Origin of the sequence: Roseivirga seohaensis subsp. aquiponti (assembly GCF_001267955.1) — a bacterium.
Classification (GTDB): domain Bacteria; phylum Bacteroidota; class Bacteroidia; order Cytophagales; family Cyclobacteriaceae; genus Roseivirga; species Roseivirga seohaensis.
This window is the reverse complement of record NZ_JSVA01000003.1, coordinates 68555-85942: the sequence shown is the minus strand read 5'-3', so window position 1 is coordinate 85942 and position 17388 is coordinate 68555. Positions and strand designations below refer to the sequence as shown.

15 protein-coding genes are annotated in these 17388 nt (G+C 38.3%); 12 read left to right on the top strand and 3 right to left on the bottom strand.

What is annotated here, in order from left to right:
- Entirely contained in the window at positions 1-1314 is a 1314-nt protein-coding gene (locus OB69_RS01710) for a TolC family protein (protein WP_053221970.1), read from the bottom strand.
- Positions 1315-1622: 308 nt separating this feature from the next.
- Between OB69_RS01710 and OB69_RS01705 the strand changes: the two genes are divergently transcribed.
- Together OB69_RS01705 and OB69_RS01700 are read left to right on the top strand one after the other, a co-directional pair.
- Positions 1623-2459: a HipA family kinase gene (locus tag OB69_RS01705; RefSeq protein WP_053221969.1), complete on the top strand. Its 837-nt coding sequence runs from the start codon at positions 1623-1625 to the stop codon at positions 2457-2459.
- A complete protein-coding gene (locus OB69_RS01700) occupies positions 2456-3334 on the top strand; it encodes a hypothetical protein (protein WP_053221968.1) in 879 nt (292 codons plus the stop codon). Before OB69_RS01705 ends, OB69_RS01700 begins: the two co-directional genes overlap by 4 nt.
- A 43-nt stretch (positions 3335-3377) precedes the next feature.
- On the opposite strand, the gene OB69_RS01695 is transcribed toward OB69_RS01700, so the two are convergent.
- On the bottom strand, positions 3378-4487 hold the full coding sequence (locus OB69_RS01695; protein WP_082338033.1) for a serine hydrolase domain-containing protein: 1110 nt from the start codon (positions 4485-4487) through the stop codon (positions 3378-3380).
- Positions 4488-4490: 3 nt separating this feature from the next.
- Positions 4491-6065: an N-acyl-D-amino-acid deacylase family protein gene (locus tag OB69_RS01690; RefSeq protein ID WP_053221966.1), complete on the bottom strand. Its 1575-nt coding sequence runs from the start codon at positions 6063-6065 to the stop codon at positions 4491-4493.
- Positions 6066-6393: 328 nt separating this feature from the next.
- Between OB69_RS01690 and OB69_RS01685 the strand changes: the two genes are divergently transcribed.
- The 10 genes from OB69_RS01685 to OB69_RS01640 all read left to right on the top strand — a co-directional run bounded on the left by OB69_RS01685 (position 6394) and on the right by OB69_RS01640 (position 17287).
- A complete protein-coding gene (locus tag OB69_RS01685; RefSeq protein WP_053221965.1) occupies positions 6394-6795 on the top strand; it encodes a response regulator in 402 nt (133 codons plus the stop codon).
- A 382-nt stretch (positions 6796-7177) separates the two neighbouring features.
- The gene (locus OB69_RS01680; RefSeq protein ID WP_053221964.1) at positions 7178-7573 is read left to right on the top strand and encodes a response regulator; all 396 of its coding nucleotides are present in this window, start codon (positions 7178-7180) and stop codon (positions 7571-7573) included.
- Positions 7574-7584: 11 nt separating this feature from the next.
- Positions 7585-9636 (top strand): LruC domain-containing protein, encoded by a 2052-nt coding sequence (locus OB69_RS01675; protein WP_071426677.1) that lies wholly within the window; start codon positions 7585-7587, stop codon positions 9634-9636.
- A gap of 235 nt (positions 9637-9871) precedes the next feature.
- Entirely contained in the window at positions 9872-10762 is an 891-nt protein-coding gene (locus OB69_RS01670; protein ID WP_053221962.1) for a hypothetical protein, read from the top strand.
- A gap of 37 nt (positions 10763-10799) precedes the next feature.
- Positions 10800-11171: a VOC family protein gene (locus OB69_RS01665; protein ID WP_053221961.1), complete on the top strand. Its 372-nt coding sequence runs from the start codon at positions 10800-10802 to the stop codon at positions 11169-11171.
- 237 nt (positions 11172-11408) lie between these two features.
- Positions 11409-12170, top strand: a complete 762-nt coding sequence (locus OB69_RS01660) for a sugar transferase (protein ID WP_082338032.1) — start codon at positions 11409-11411, stop codon at positions 12168-12170.
- A 3-nt stretch (positions 12171-12173) separates the two neighbouring features.
- Positions 12174-13343, top strand: a complete 1170-nt coding sequence (locus OB69_RS01655; protein WP_053221959.1) for an acyltransferase family protein — start codon at positions 12174-12176, stop codon at positions 13341-13343.
- Between the two features lie 5 nt (positions 13344-13348).
- Complete coding sequence (locus OB69_RS01650; protein WP_053221958.1) at positions 13349-14050, top strand: TolC family protein; 702 nt, start codon at positions 13349-13351, stop codon at positions 14048-14050.
- Positions 14051-14053: 3 nt separating this feature from the next.
- Complete coding sequence (locus OB69_RS01645) at positions 14054-16090, top strand: GumC family protein (protein ID WP_053221957.1); 2037 nt, start codon at positions 14054-14056, stop codon at positions 16088-16090.
- A 69-nt stretch (positions 16091-16159) separates the two neighbouring features.
- A complete protein-coding gene (locus OB69_RS01640) occupies positions 16160-17287 on the top strand; it encodes a glycosyltransferase (RefSeq protein WP_082338030.1) in 1128 nt (375 codons plus the stop codon).
- Positions 17288-17388: the final 101 nt, after the last annotated feature.

Sequence of the window (17388 nt, the reverse complement as noted above, 5' to 3'; positions counted from 1 at the left end):
TTATCTAGTTAAAAACCTTAAGTATTCTTTTGTTAAGTTGTATTCAAATAGGGCTTGTAGGTGTTCCAGTTCTTTCTGAAACATTTGAGTTTCGGCCATCAACAAATCGGCTGTTTTTTCCAAGCCTTCCATAAATCGGTCTTTTCTGATTCGATAGGCTTCGGCTTTCTGCTCAAAAGCTTTTTGTGATAGCTCCACTTTGTTTTCAGCATCCGCCAATTGACGATTGGTTTTGTTCAGTTCGAACTGGGCTTGCTGTGTGTAATTTTCTTTTTCGATTGTGGCCTTTTCTACCATGGCTTGCGCTTTCTGAACTTTGCCCACATTCTTGTTTCCATCGAAAATGTTCCATGAAATCTGTAGCCCTACCAAATAACCATCGGCACCAAAACCAAAAGCGTTATTATCGTACACCTGGTAATTGCCAAAAGCATTGATTCTAGGTAAAGCGCTCATTTTATTGGATTTGAGCATTTTCTCATGCCCTAAAAGCGCCTTATTCATGGCTACTAAATCCTTTCTGTCTTGCGATAAAAGGTTGGAAAAGTCTTCGGTTTGTAGACGGCTAGAAATAGTAGATTGCGGCTTGTATACCGTTCCGTCAATGTCAGTTCCTAGCAGAGTTGCCAGTCCATCGGAAGCATTTCTAATATTGCTTTTGGCGTATCTTAACTGGTTTTCTACCTCAATTTGTCTGACGGCCACATCTAAAACATCAGCTCTCTTGGCCAAACCTTGGTCGAAGTAGTCGTTCATCAGCTTAAGCCCTTGGTCGGCAGTATATTTGGCGCGTTCTAAAACCGACACTGCCTCATAAGCCAACTGCAATTGCATATAAGCATTGATGGCCTCCATTTCCATGTGTTCTTGAATGCGCGCGGCTTGTAATTCATAAGCTTCTACCTGAATTTGTGCGGCTTGGCGTTGATAAACACCATCCAAGTTGAGTAGCGGCTGCAATACCTGCACTTCTACCGAATAGTTTTCAATCCGATCTGGATCATTCAAACGATTTGGATCGAAATCCGCAGCAGTGAGTCTTTCTTGATTCAGTTTAGAACCGAAAGCCATCAGCGGATTGTTGGTCATCATGGAGGTTTGTGTAGCAGAAATTGATGGCAGAAACAGTGCTTTCGACTGATTCAGATCTCCCTGCGCCATGGCCGTTTGTTGCTCGGCAATTTTTGATTGAAGATTATTCTGAAGTACACGTTGTACCAGATCATCTTTTGATATAAGTAGCGTGTCTTGACTTTTGGCCATAAATGCCATCAGTTGACCCGCTATGAGAAGTATTAAAACCTTTTTGTTCATTACGCTTTGTCCTTATTTAGATCAAAGGTAGATGGACGCTGAATGGCAGTTGGTAACGATTGTTACACACCAATCGACCTATCGGTTTTAATGTTTTAGATAAGAATTGCGGATTCGATGGTATTGTTTACAAACGGATCTTATCCAATTCATAAATTAAACATAAACCTCCTTCATCTATATAAGAACATTTTAAAATAAATAAAGAAAAAAATATTTCAAAAACTGATGTTGTAAAATAAGTTTTATAAAGAAAACAGATACATACTTAATTAAGACATAGTATATTTATCTATCTTAAGCCTAATTTGAGCAAAATCCCAAAAATAGAATGCATCAAAATACTTCGCCAGCTTGGAACTGAGGGAAGTAAACCTCTTTTAATTCAAGGCAGTGATGGTGAATATTTTATAAAAAGAAGTCTATCTAATCAAATGCCTAAAGCCGAAATAATCAACGAAGTTATTTGCAACGGTATGTTGAAGGTTTGGCAAATAGTACAACCAGACGTTGCTCAATTAAAAATAAACAAAAGCTTAATTGATGAATTTGAATTATCTGGTGGTAAACTCGATAGAATATATGAAAATATAGATTATAGAACTGAGTTATTCTTCGCGTCAAAAAGGGTTGAAAACACAGTGGATTTTGCCCATTTCCCTAATAGAATTCCCAAAAAGGAATTAAACACTTTTGCATCTCCTACCGATCTTCTTAAAATTGGCTGTTTCGATTTTTGGGTGGGTAATAAAGATAGGAAGCCAGAGAATCCAAACACAATAATTTCGACAAACAGTGATGGTAAATTCCTATTTATCCCCATTGATCATGCGAGAGCCTTTGCAGACTTCTCCAATTATATGGAAATAACAAAGGCACGGTTAAATTATTCTGGGGCTAAGAATATACTATCCAGTAACATCGTTAAATCTATAGGTAAACTTGAATTAAAAGGAAATACAAAAATTTTAGAGGATAACATTTTAGAGTGTATGGCACAAACGAATAAATGCCTAGACGATATTTTTGAAACCATTCCTTCTGAATGGGGTTTTAGTAAAAAGGCTAAGAATCACTTAAAGGCTATTCTTGGAGATGAAGACAGAAATAAACAAATTGCGTCTCGATTTTTAAATTACCTATGAGCAGAAGACAAGCTAGTATTATAAAGTATGTGGGTGATGCTTATTCCAATGAAAGCATTGCCATTGGATTAATTGGTCTATCTGATACTAATATTTGCTACTTTAAAACTTCACCAAGAAAAATAAATGTTGCTAAAAGGCTAAATAAAAATGCTTCCCAGCTTATTGACTTCACTCTCAATCAGTTTAGAAGTAAACTAGAATTGGATACCCGAAATTCTATTCCTTATTCAGCAATTCAAGGCGAAAAAGAGTTTCTATTAAAATTACACCATTATTACAATGGTCTTATTCAGTTCAGTGAACCGATAAAATTTAGTCAGGAGTCTAATTTTGAAGAATTATTCATAAAACATGTTGATAACCAAATCATTGGACCTCTCGATGAAAATAAATTAACTAAAGAAACCAACTATAAAAGTGTCATAAAAAAACAATTACACCTTCCACTAAAGGATAAAATTGACGTAGAATATATTATTGAAAAAGGGGCACTTAATTCACTCTATTTTGACTTCCCTATTGATGCAATTGGTGTTAATGGAAGAATATATACTGCCAAAGCATTAGACTTAAATCAATACTCGAAAAGAAGTGCTGAACTTCAGAAGCAAATAGCGGAGTATGAGAGTTTGATAGAAAGACTTAAGATATTTAGTAATATCAGGGGGTTGGATGACTCAAGTAATGAATTCTATTTGATTATTGAGCCTTATCGTGGCGAATCTTCATCAGTAGCAGAACTATATAATCTACTTTCATCGGAAAAACTACCATCCATTCAAGTAATCCTTCCTAATCAAATTGAATCTTCATTTAACAATAAAGTCATTTCAAATAATGCAACTAAATTTTCTGATTTTTTAGAGGTTTGATAACAGAAGAACCTAGACAATCAGAAGTTAACTTGATAAACCTCTACCTCCCCTCCACAAACATTTCCATCAGCTCGAACTGTAAACCATTATAATTGAGCGGATCCATATTGCCGGTAATGGCCAATACAGTTTGGGTTTCCTTGTGAATCATAAAAAAGGTAATTCCGCCTACTGAACCTCCACTGTGCCCATAAAATGTATTGCCGCTTTTACGCGCATAAGTAGACCAACCTATTCCGTAATTGGTTGCCTTTCCATCGTCAGTCTTCTGCGAAGTCATAAACTCGTCAAGCACTTCTTGTTTCAGGAAACCAGCCGTCATATGGGCCTGACCGAAAATACAGAGGTCTTCCGTTGTGCCCACAAAACCTCCTCCAGCCCATTTGTAGCTGTTGTCTACATAAGGCGCGGCCACAACCTTTCCATCTTTGAATTGATAAAACTTGGTGAGGTTGGCTATTTTACGATCGGTATATTCGGCAACCGTATTGTCCATTCCCAATTTATCAAACACCTCTTGCTGCATAAATTGTAGAAAATCAGAAGTTTGAAACGAGAATTCACCTGCATTGGCGGTTTCCATGGCTGCGGAAATCAGGTTCCAACCATAACTTGAATAAGAATAGGTGGTACCGGGTTTATTAATCAGCGGATCATTCATAAAAATGGCCAAACCATCGGTAACAGTCGGGTAGTTTTTTGCACTCAAAAATTCATTGCCCTTATAATGTCGAATGCCAGCCATATGGCCACCCAATTGCCTTAAAGTAATTTCATATTTCTTCTCTGGCCAAACAGGAACGTACTTTTGAATGGGCACATCCAAATCAATTTTTCCCTCCTGATAAAGCAGCGCCAAACCAGCAGCCGTGAGCGTTTTGGAAACACTCCCAATCCGGAACTTGGTTTTGGAAGGGTCGACAGGTGTTTTATTCTCTAGGTCGGAATAGCCATAGCCTTTCGAAAAGACCAATTGCCCTTTTTGAGAAATGGAAATGCTCAAGCCGGGAACTTGAGTGGCTTCCACAAAAGCCTTGATTTTTTGGTCGGCTTGTTCTTGAAGTGTTTGGGCGGAAACACTTACCCAGAGAAAGAGCGTTAAGAGCATCCAAGCTGATTTACGCCATAGGGAAATTTGAAGTCGTTTCATAGGTTATTGGTTTTTTCTGAGTACTCGGCCTGCTCTTTCGCTGGTCAGTTCGCCTTGGTCAATGGTAAGTTTTCCGTTCACAATCACATAGTCAATCCCCTCTGGATAGTGATGTGGATCTTCGAAAGTGCCTTTGTCGATTACTGTTTTCGGATTGAAAACAGTGATATCGGCTTTCATGCCTTCTTTGATATAACCACGGTCTGTTAGGCCTAGCCTATCGGCAGGCATTGAAGTCATTTTACGTAAAGCGGTTTGCAAATCGATAACGCCTTCTTCCCTAACATAGTAGCCTAAAACTCTCGGAAATGTTCCGTAACCCCTTGGATGCGGATGTCCAACTCCGGGTTCTAACAATGCTCCATCTGAAGCTACCATCACCATTGGATGCTGCATAATACGTTTCACATCTTCTTCATTAATGGCATGGAAAACACAAGAAGCTCCACCGTTCAATTGTGCTTCAATCACCAATTCGGCACCATTTCTAAAAGTCGGTTCTAACCCTCGTTCAATGGCCCAATCCTTTAAAGTCTTTCCGTTTAATTCTGGTTTGTATTTAAAAGAAGCAAACTGCACCACATCCAATTGAGCACCTCCTCTATCAAACTCTAAATTGAACATGATTTCTTCAATGATTTTCTCTTTCGTTTTAGGGTCTTCTAGCCTTTTCTTCAAGGCCGAAGTTCCTCCCGCCATTGCCCAAGTAGGAATAAGCACCGAAATACCTGTTGAACTGGCAGTATATGGATATTGGTCTGCCATAATATCCAAACCAATATTTCTGGCCGAATCAATCATTGCCAAGGTTTTTACACTGGCACCCCACATCGGTCGGCCAATGGCTTTATGGTGAGTAAGAATCACGGGAATATCAGCCTCACGACTAATCATAATTGCTTCTTGCACTGCATCGAGCAAACCCAAACCTTCTTCCCTTAAATGAGATGTGTAAATACCACCAGCTTTACCCGCTACTTTAGAGAGCGCAATTACTTCATCTACCTTAGAGAAAGAACCAGGCACATACTTAAGTCCGGTGGAAATACCAAAAGCGCCATTGTCCATGGCCTCCTGCACTTCACCTTTCATTTCTTCCAATTCTTCTGCGGTTGGTTCACGGTTTTCAGTTTGCATTACGGCCCTACGGATGGAGTTATGCCCCACCAAATAAGCAGCATTCACTCCCAACTCATATCCATCTAAACTGTCGAGGTAATCCTTCATGGGTGAAGGACCACGACCATCGGGACCACCCAAAACAGTGGTTACTCCTTGTTTGATGGCGCTCTCTGCTGCGGGCAAACGCATAATGGATTCCACATGCGCGTGCATATCGATAAAACCAGGCGACACGGCCAAACCCATTGCGTCAATGCGTTTGGTGGCTTTGGCTTTGCTTAAATCACCAATCTTGACGATCTGATCTCCATTAATACCAATGTCGGTGACTTGCTCTGCGTTAATAGTGCCATCGTAGACAGTTCCATTTTCAATAATGATGTCGTAAGAGGCTGATGAACCGCAGGATACGGCAAAACAAAAAATGAGCGCAGCAAAAAATAGTTTCTTGATCATATACTTAAAGTTGAAAAAGGAAGATAGTCAACTTATATGATAAATGCCCAGCTAGAATGTGTTAGGAGGTAGTAGAGCCAAGCAGTTAAAAACACTCCGTTCGCTATGTGAATATTTAATTTAGAACGAGAAAAACATAAAAAAAGAAGGGTTAGAAGCTTTAAAAACGTATTATTGATAGATAGAAAGTGCTGCTTTTACATAATTTGGCCACAATTTTGAGGCTTACCCACTGTGAAACAAACACTTACCACTAGCTACCAAAACAATTGCGGTGTACTTCAAATCTGGGGTTATTCCCTTCTTTAAATTTGAAAATCACGAACAGATGCAGAACAGCAATATATTTATTACGGTGGATGACGATCCCATCAACCAATTCCTTTCAAAAGTAATCATCACAAAAAATGTAGAGAATGCTGAAGTAATCTCTTTTAGCAATGTACAGGATGCAATGGGTTTTATAAACGATAAAAAATCCAGTTTTCATAAAATCATATTGCTTCTCGATATTAATATGCCTCAGTATGATGGTTGGGACTTTCTAGATCAATTCGACCACTTTGATATTGGGCTCAAGAAAAAGTTTGACATTTATTTACTCTCCTCATCCACTGATAAATCCGATTTTAACAAAGCCAAGTTTTATCCTTCGGTTGTTGATTTTATATCGAAACCGCTAACAAGCACTTCACTCGATATTGTTTTCAAGCGATTAAAAGCCGCGTAGGCTGCAAAAGTGTATTTCAGTAGATATTTTAAACGATGTAAAACAACTCATCATTAATATCAGGTAGGTGTAAATCTGTGTGTTTGTGTGGCATTCTACCTTCTGACCTCGTCATAAAAATGACGGGGTTATTTTTTTGTTCATAGTTTAAATAAGCAGTAAAACTCTAAGCTGGGTTTGAGCGATTCTGTATATAAATGACCAAAAAATTACCTTCAACCAACTTTTTAGAGCTTCAAACACATCATTAAGTATTTCACCTATTTCTTTATCGTCAGTTTATCTCCCATTATCGAAGAAAAGAGTCCGTTCGTCTTTTCTGCCGAAAAAGCGCGTTTTCACCCCCTACTTTTGACTCAAGAAAACGAAAACAATACGCAAAATGGAAACTATATTAATCGTAGAGAGCAACACAATGATGAGATTATTCTTGGCAAATTACCTAGAGAATGATCATAGTGTTAAAGCTGTTAAATCTCCAGCAGAAGCTCTAGAGTGGTTAGAAGTTAACGAGGCAGCATTAATATTAGCGGATTATCAAATCAAAAATTCAAACGAGTATCAGGAGCTAAGTCAATTAAAAAAGCAAGCCGATTTGAATTCAACTCCAATGATTATTCTTACTGATAATGACAAGAGTGAGCAAAGAATACACGCGTTAGAACTTGGCGTTAGCGATTCAATCAGCAAGCCATTTAGCCCTATAGAATTAAGCCTAAGAGTAAACGTAGCCTTAAAGGCTGGCCAAGCAAGAACTCGATTCCAAAAAGTAGCCTAAAGAAAAGAATCATGAAAAAATTAACTGCATTACTTAGCCTGCTTCTCATAATGGGTTGTGTTAAAGAACCAGATTTTGAAAAGTTAAATGAAGAGTCGGTTGAAGTATCAGAGTTTGCTGACTTCGATTTTCAAAGTGTAACATCAACACAAATCAACCTGACTTTTAGAGATGCCCAAGACACTCCATTAAAAGGCATTAAAATTCAATTGATAGATCCATTAACAGATCAAATATTGGTTACTGGAGTAACAAATACTAACGGAATTTTAAGTCAGAAAATAGCTTTAGCGAACCATTTAACTGAGTTGGTTATGGAAGCCAAATACATTGGTATTCCGAATAGCATTTCTATTCCAATTGTTTCAAATACGCTTACGTTAACCTATAATGGTTCAATTGACCCATCACAAGTTATCGATAACACTTTGTCTGTATCCAATACAAGTAAATCAGGGTATGCAAGCGCAGGAACCACATTCAGCAACAGCACGCCTACCATTGTATATATGGGAGGTTATAATTCTGCTGGGGTGCCCAATTATTTAGAATCGGAGCGCGACATTGTTTCCGCATCTATTTTAGAATACATCAACGCATCATTACCAGAAAGTCTGCCCGTACCAGATTATCACCCAACCTATTTGGCCAATGGAAAGAAAACAACTTTAGACATTGTAGAAACCGCAGACGTTTGGTTGACTTTTGTACATGAAGGAGCAGGATGGAGAAACGCAATCGGTTTCTACACCTATCCTACCAACACACCTCCGCAATCATTAAACGATGTACAACAAATTAATGTAGCCTTTCCTAATCTATCATTCGCTGGCAGTGGTGGTGGATTAATTACTGGCGACAAAGTAAATATTGGTCGTTTCGAGCCAGGTATTTCAATTGGATTGGTATTATTGGCCGATGGCTGGAATGGTAGTAACTCTGAAGATTATAACCACGTAGTGTTTGCCGACAAAAACCTAAACCCAGAAACAGACGACAACTTAAAGCAACACAATGTATTGCTTTGGGACGAAGAAAACGAACTCTTTCTACTTGGTTTTGAAGATGTTAGAAGAGACGACATTCCTTTTAAATGTGATCAAGATTTTAACGATGCCATACTATTTGTAACCTCAAACCCAGTAAAAGCCATTAGCACTACCAATGTCAGTCCTATTGATAAACCTGGCGTTTTAGATACTGATGGCGATGGCATAAATGATGCGCTTGATGAATATCCTAACGATGGCACTAAAGCTTACGACAGCTACTACCCTTCTTCTACTACCTACGGCACCTTTGCTTTTGAAGACAATTGGCCAAATATGGGCGACTATGACTTTAACGATTTGGTGGTAGACTACCAGTTTAAGCACATCATGAATGCTGATAACAACGTAGTAGAAATGGCACCCAAGTTTGTGGTAAGAGCAGCAGGTGCAGGTTACAGAAACGGTTTTGGCTTCTCTACAGATCTTATTCCTAGTGATATTTTAAGCACAGAGGGTAATGTTTTGAATACAGGACTGATTAATACGAATACCAATGGAACAGAAGCCAATCAAGGTAAAGCAGTATTTATTGTTTCAGACAATGTGCACGACCTGTTTGCTACAAGCGGTTTTATCAATACACGAAATGAAGAAAGTTATGCTGAGCCATCAATAGTGAGTATGACAATTAAACTGAACAGTCCAAAAGCAATCGAGAACTTGGGTTCTGTGCCTTATAACCCTTTTATCATTATTTCTCAGAATAGAGGTAGAGAGGCGCACTTACCAGGCTATGCCCCTACAGATTTAGTAGATAATAGCTTTTTTGGAACAGCTGATGATAACTCTGATCCATCAAGAGGCGACTATTATAAGTCGAAAACAAGCTTGCCTTGGGGAATTAACTTACCTGAAAGTTTTGTTTACCCCGAGGAAAGTGTTGACATTAGAAAAGGTCATTTAAGATTTAATGATTGGGCTAAAAGCAGTGGCTACAGCTACATGGATTGGTACAGAAGTGTAGACGGATACAGAGAAGTTGGAAAACTGTACACAAAGGGTATGGACTAAGTGTGTGTGAAGTGTTAAGTCCACTACCCAAGCCCCGGCATGAAAATGTCGGGGTTCTTTTTTTTACAACCTAATGAGCTGAAAACCAATTTCACTAAGCTATCTTCAACTGAGAGACCAAAGACCAACCATTTTATTCCTCAATTTATCATAAATTAATACCCAAATGTGTTAAGTTTGATTTGTATCAATTGTGATAACACAATCATTTTTTCATTTACCAAAGCCAACCATCATGAAACCATGTTTAAAATTTTTAGCGTTAAGCATTCCTTTCTTCTTTGCATATTCAATAACAAAAGCCCAAAACACTGAGCTCGAAAAAACTACAGGCTATGTAAACTTTAGCTTGGGCGAAACCACCCTTCCACATGAAAAAACTCAAAGTCTGTCCCTCTTTGGTTGCAATACAAATATTACCATCGACAGTAAATTATGGAACGGGCCAAAAGGTTTTAGTTGGAACAAGGCAAATCAAGTACTCTCGGGCATACCTGTTGGGCATCAAATAGACCCAAAAACAAATAAGCCTTATTATGTTGCTAAATATTATATTGCTTCGCCCCCAGTTTTTAAAGCAGGCAGCCAGAATGACCCAAATACCTTATATGATATTGGCATAGTCACCCCTGATAATTTTGTTTTTGATGGAAAAAAGCCCGTTCAGATGGTTTACCTTGATTACAATGTACTTAAACCTATGTTCATCAAATACATTGAAGTAACGTTTGATAGTTCATTCGATGGCTTAGGTGTTGATTTTGTACCTTTTATGGTAGAATGTGATGATTTTCCGTGGAGAGAAGCAAATGGAATTATTGGTGCTCAAGGCGCCTCAGGCATTGGCTCTTTAACTAAAGATTCAACAAATGTAGCGAGACTATTTCTCCCCTATTATTATCCCTACGATACTGAAGGCAGTGCACCTACTAACTCAATGGAAAAATACTTGGACTGTGAGGTGACACTGCTAAATGATATCCTTTTTCATTATGAAGTATTCTTTATCGTGAATGGAGAAAAACGTACTTCGATCAATTTGAAAACCTTGCAAAACGAAAAAATTAGCTTTCATGCTGAATATCGTGAAGAGCTGTCGGCAGGCTGCGTTGAGTCTAAGCAATAAAATCCCTATCTTCCTTTTTTAAACAAAACCCACCACTATGAAACTTGGCGCATTCTCCGTTAGCCTTAGCGTAAAAGACCTAAAGGCCTCTAAAGATTTTTACGAAGCCCTTGGCTTTACAGCTTTTGCTGGAGATATGGAAAAAAATTACTTGATCATGAAAAATGGTAATGCCTTGGTAGGGCTTTTTCAAGGTATGTTTCCTAATAACATTCTAACTTTTAACCCTGGTTGGGATGAAAACGCACAAAAACTTGAGTCTTTTGATGATGTGCGCGCCATACAAAAAGAATTAAAAAGCAAAGGTATTGAGCTTCAAAGTGCGGCAGACGAAAACACTTCTGGCCCAGCCAGTTTAGTAGTTACGGACCCGGACGGCAATGCAATACTTATCGATCAGCATGTTTAAGGTCTACTCCTTACCCTTTAACTTAATAACTCTTCTCGGCATTTTGTCAACCCTCCATTACTGAGAGGCTATTGAAATAGACTGAGCAGAATAAATAAACCAGAGAAAACCACCCAAAACCAAGTAAAACCAACAACCTCTAATTCATTTCATTCAACTGCCAAAACCCTGCAGTCGTCTAAATTATAAAAGCCGAGGCCTCATTCAGAATAGCTTTGTATCAAAGAAAATAGAGCTATGAGACCTTCATTAAAAGTACCCTTTGTAAAAAGAGCCTTCGACATCACCGTAACCAGCATTCTTATCTTATGCTTGGCTCCCCTATTCCTATTGGTCATGATACTAATCAGGCTGGAATCAAAAGGCCCCATCTTCTACTACTCTTACCGTGTAGGAATGGGCTATAAAATTTTCAAGTTCTATAAGTTCAGGTCAATGCGTACCGATGCCGACCAAATGGTGGAGCAACTAAAGCATTTAAATCAATACGCCAATAATGAAGAACAAACCATTAAGGCCAAGCCTCTTACACGATCAATTATAGCTTACGCTAACCACGACCATATTTTAGTGAAGGACGATGAATTATTTGAAGAGTCGGAATATGAGCAATTCAAAGCGTTAGAAGACAAAAAAGCTTTTGTGAAGATTAACAACGACCCAAGAATTACGAGAGTGGGTAAGTTTATCAGAAACACGAGTATCGATGAATTACCTCAGCTCTTTAATATCCTTATTGGCGATATGTCATTGGTAGGCAATCGCCCTTTGCCGCTGTACGAAGCTGAAAAATTAACAACAGATAAAACCGTAGGAAGATTTTTAGCACCTGCCGGACTCACGGGCTTATGGCAAGTTACCGAACGAGGAAAATCAGGAATGAGTACCGAAAGCCGATGCGATTTAGATATTGAGTATGCCCTGAAACATAACTTTTGGATGGACATGAAGATTCTCTTCAAAACTCCATTAGCAGCTCTACAACATGAAAACGTATAAATCATGAGGCGATTTATAGACTTCTGGAACTCATTATTGCGCAGCCCTAATTCAGGAAATTACATTCCTTTTATTGACGGTTTTAGATTTCTGGCCATAGCTCCAGTAATTTTCCAACATGCCAATGAAAGACTTCTGAAGTATAGTGCTAGTGCTTCAAATCAATCGGGTTGGGAACAAATGTTATCATTCTTGATTAGTCGAGGTACAATTGGGGTTTTTATCTTCTTCGCCATAAGCGGTTTTGTGCTTACCATGCCCTATGCTAATGGCAATAGAACGCTCAATTACAAAACCTATATATCTAGAAGGCTCACCAGAATTGAACCTCCGTTTATATTTTGGATTAGCTTTTTTGCGCTTATACTCTTGTTTCAAAGCAACCTTGGTATTGGAAAAGTATTGGCACATTATTTTGCTACACTCACTTATACCCACAGTATTATTTATGGAGAATACTCCATTATCAATCCAGTGGCCTGGTCATTGGAAGTAGAAATTCAATTTTACCTCATTGCTCCTTTTATTGCATTGCTCTATTTCAATCAGAAAGATGGTTTTGTAAGAAGAACCTTTCTGATCATCTTCTTAATTAGCTATATCACATTTCAGTACGTGTTGGGCTGGAATGTTCATCCACTCAAAGCCACTTTATTAGGCCACTTGCAGCATTTTCTGATTGGCATGTTAGCGGCAGATTTATATGTCAACCGTAAAACGATTGGCCGTATTAAACCTTGGGTTTGGGATGCCCTCGCTCCTGTGCTTTTGTTGGTTATGGCCTTTACCTGGACGGAAGAATATTACAAAACATTAATCTTCAATTCGGCACTTATTCTTTTGCTTATGGCAGGCTTTAATGGCCACTATTTCAACAAGTTTTTATCTGTAAAATGGATCACCATCATAGGAGGAATGTGCTATACCATTTACCTTATTCACTTGCCATTGCTCGAATTGCTCTATTCAGTTATCGGCTCGTTTGGTTACTCATCCCCTTATTGGTTACAGTTATCGATAAGTCTGATTATCGCCATTCCTATCGTGTTATTTAGCAGCATGATATTCTTCAAAACAATTGAAAAGCCCTTTATGAAGCCTGCCGGATTTAAAAATCTACTAAGCAGCATCAAGGGTATTGTTTCGGAGAAAACGGTTCAAATTCAAAAATAGAAACCATGAAAAAATTCTTAATCGTCATATTATTGATCAGTGCTACGGCACTAAATGCTCAGGAAACTCCCACTGGAATGGACAAGATCAAACCATTGGATTCTCTGATCAGTATGGCACTTAGAAATGCGCCTTCGGTACATCGCCTTACAACAGGCCAATTGCAGAAAGAGGAAGAAATGGCTATGTCGAAAAAAGACTGGTTACAGCATGTAGCATTAACTGCTGGTTATAACTACGGCAATGGAGTTATCTCCGATCAACTGTTGACTTCAAGCGATAATCAAAACACCTTTGTTACCCGCCAAAACGCTACTTATAGTTTAGGACTTAGCATTAGGCTACCATTTTCGGAACTGGTATCAAGAAAAAATAAAATCAAGTTGAATAAGTATGCTATTGAAGAAATTGAATACCAAAAATCTGACATCAAAAAAATAATTGCCGAAGAAGTAACCAAGCGTTACAATCAGCTTAGCCTTTCATTCAAAATTATAGAATTACAAACCGAGAAGATGCAAGCCAACGAATCGGCATTAATGCTGACCGAAGGCTATTTTAAAGCCGGAAAAGCAGAAATGGACGCTTACCGAATGGCTTTAGATATTGCTACCACTTCTAAAATAGAACTTGAAAAAACCAAAAGCGATGCTTGGTATACCTTAAAAACCTTAGAGCAATTGGTTGGATCTTCTATAATTCGATAAGCCATGAGTTTCGTTCAAATCGTTCGTTTATTAGTTCGCTTTTCGGCCTACATTGGCCTTACCGCACTGTGCCTGGCCTTTCTTGTATTCTGGTTTACCAAAGATGCAAAACAAGAATACCAAAGCCATACCTTACTCAATACTGGACTTATTTCTGGGTATAATATTGAAAGTAATAATGGCGAGAGAATCGATTACGCCTACACCAATAACGAAATGGAGAACCTTATTAATTTGGCCACTTCATTCGAAACCCAAAAGGAGCTATCTGCCAGGTTATTGGCCCATATGCTTTTAGAGAGATCGAAAGGCGAAAACCCAATTTTAAAAGAAAATCAGGAAGTTCTCGAAACCAGTTTAGAAAATATTGAAGTAAAAATAAATGGAAGAGACTCTTTGAAATCAGTTCAACAAAAGATAATTGAACTAAGAGAAGCCGATAAGCAGAATGCCATTTATGAACTCACTTATTCCAAAAACTTATTTTTTGGTCTAGATCAATTAGAGAACATTAAAGTAGTTAGAGAAGGCAATAGCGACATGATCCGCATGGAATACGCTTCTATTGACCCTTACATGAGCCAAATCACCTTGTCATTCCTCACTGATATTTTCATGGAAAGTCAATTGGATACAAAAGAAGGCCAAACCGAATCGGTAATTCTATTCTTTGAAGAAGCAACCGCCAATACTTTGGCCAAACTAAAGCAAGCAGAAGACGATTTATTGAATTTCAGAGTGAAAAATCAAATCATCAACTACTACGAACAAACCCGTTTTATTTCTGGAAATAAGGAAGAGTTAGACAAACAATTTCAAGATCAGTTGAAAATCAAAGCAGGAGCAGAATCGGCCATTAAACGTATTGAGTTAGAAATTGACGACAAAAGTGTATTGCCTGTAATTCAAGAAAGAATTGCCGACAACCAGAAGAAAATAGCAGCATTCACCAATGAGCTTACCGAAATTACCATCACCAACGATAGTCTTTTAGATAGACAAACGCTTGTTAAGAAAAGAGACCTTGAAGCGAAAATCAAAAACCTCAAGGCCGAAATGATTGAATCAACTAAATCGGTAATTGCCGTAACCCAAACTTCTGACGGTGTGCCTACTTCTAATCTTTTGACCCAATGGTTGAACAATGTGATTAGTAGAGAGGAATCATCGGCCAAATTGGAAGTAATGAAAATACGTCAAAAAGAATACGAAGCTATTTATGATCGTTTTGCGCCTTTAGGTTCTACCCTTACCCGTTTAGAAAGAGAAATTGATGTAGCTGAAAGAGAATATTTAGAGAATTTACGCAGCTACAACCAAGCTAGACTAGACCAATACAATATGCTAATGTCGAGCAACTTAAAGGTAATTGATAAGCCCTTTTACCCTGCTCAGCCAGAAAAATCAAAAACTTCAATGATGGTTATTCTAGCCTTCATGGTAGGGTTGGTCGTTCCATCAAGTGCGGTTATCGGTATGGAATTTATGGATAGCAGCTTGAAGAGTCCTAAAAATACTGCAGAGAAAACTGGGCTAAGAATAGCAGGCCTCATGCCTAAACTACCCAAAGATGTAGAAAAATCTAATATAGATTTCTCTACCATTACCGACCAAGCCATGAACTTATTTGTTCAAGAATTGAGAATAGCTGGCAAAAAGGCCACAGGCAAAAAGAATGTAGTAGTCTTCAGTATTCAAAACCAAGAAGGTAAAACTACATTGATTGAGAATGCTCAAAAATTTATTGGAAAGCATTTCGATGAAAATGAATTCAACTGGATTGAATTGCCTTCAATTCTAAACAATCCTTATGGTCATGACAAAGTGAAAAATGGCGACATTCATATTCTTGTTACTAAAGCAGACAGAAAATGGACCGAAGCCGATCAACACGCATTGAAAGTGTACAAAAAATATGTAGGTCAAAAGCCAGTGGTATTCCTTAATGGCGTTAGAACAGACATTATGGAAGATGTAATTGGCGAGGTACCAAAGAAACGTAGCTGGCTAAGAAGAAAAGTGAAAGCGGTTTTGAGCTAAGGCTTAAAATGCACGTGCGAAGAAAGAATTAGAGAAGTTGAATAGCATTCACCTAAAAAGAAATCAGTGATGAAAACAATTATATGCCATAGTTTCCCCGCATGGGACAGCCCTTACATAAAATCCACCATGGAGATTATGACTAGGTTGGCCAAAGAGCACAGGGTGATTATGCTCGATTATCACTACACCTGGAAAGACGTGTTGAAGAATAAGTTCACACCCAAAAGTCAGGTATTGGGTAAAAAAAGCCGTAGCAGAAAAATAAAAACTGAAAATGGTTTGGTGGAAGTGTACAATGCCATGCCTGTACTTCCAGTAAACTGGATTAATAATGCTGCTATCTTCCGTTTGGCAATGTTCTTTAACGCTTGGTTTATCAGCCTAAGCATCAAGAAAATATTAAAAACAGTAGACAGAAATAATACAGTATTGGTAAATGCCTTCAATCCTATTTATGGCTACTTTACAAGAAAATATTGGGGTGAGATAGAGCGTACATACTACTGCTACGATGAAATTTCCGGAACCGAATGGGCCAGCAAGTGGGGCGCTGAATACGAATCAAAATATATCGATCACTGTGACAGAATTATCACTACTTCGGAACAGTTAAAACAAAAGTTTATTGGCAAACACGCCAATGTATCATGTGTAAAGAATGGTGTTAACCTTTCCATATTTAGGTCGGAAAGCTCTGAACTCACCAAAAATTACAAAGTAGGCTATGTTGGCGCCATTGACCAGCGTGTTGATTTAGACTTACTAGCCCAAACTGCTAAGGCTTTAACCAGCCTTACCTTTGAAATGCTTGGGCCAGTAAAGGTTGAGCTACCAGAAAATTTACCTGAAAACATTATTTTCCGTGGGTCAGTACCTCAAAAAGAACTACCAGAAAGTATTCAACTTTGGGACGCTTGTATTATTCCATTTGTAAAAACCGAGCTTACAAAAGCCATTTATCCGCTAAAAATTAATGAGTACATGGCCATGGGTAAGCCTGTGATTACCACTGACTTTAGCGATTTATCAGATTTCGATCCATTGATTTACATTGCAGAAAACACCGAAGACTTCGTTCACGGTTTAAAAAAGGAAATCCAAGCCAATAACCGTCTCAAAGTGCAAATGAGAAAGCACTTCGCGCAGCAAAACAGCTGGGAAGCTCGGGCAAACGAATTTGAAAAACAGATTTAGAATGTCAGTTTTTGATTTCCACAATCAGTTTTCATTAGCCACATCACTTATTCGCTCACCTAATCAATTAATTCCCTTCATCTCCCCTTTCTGTCAATTAT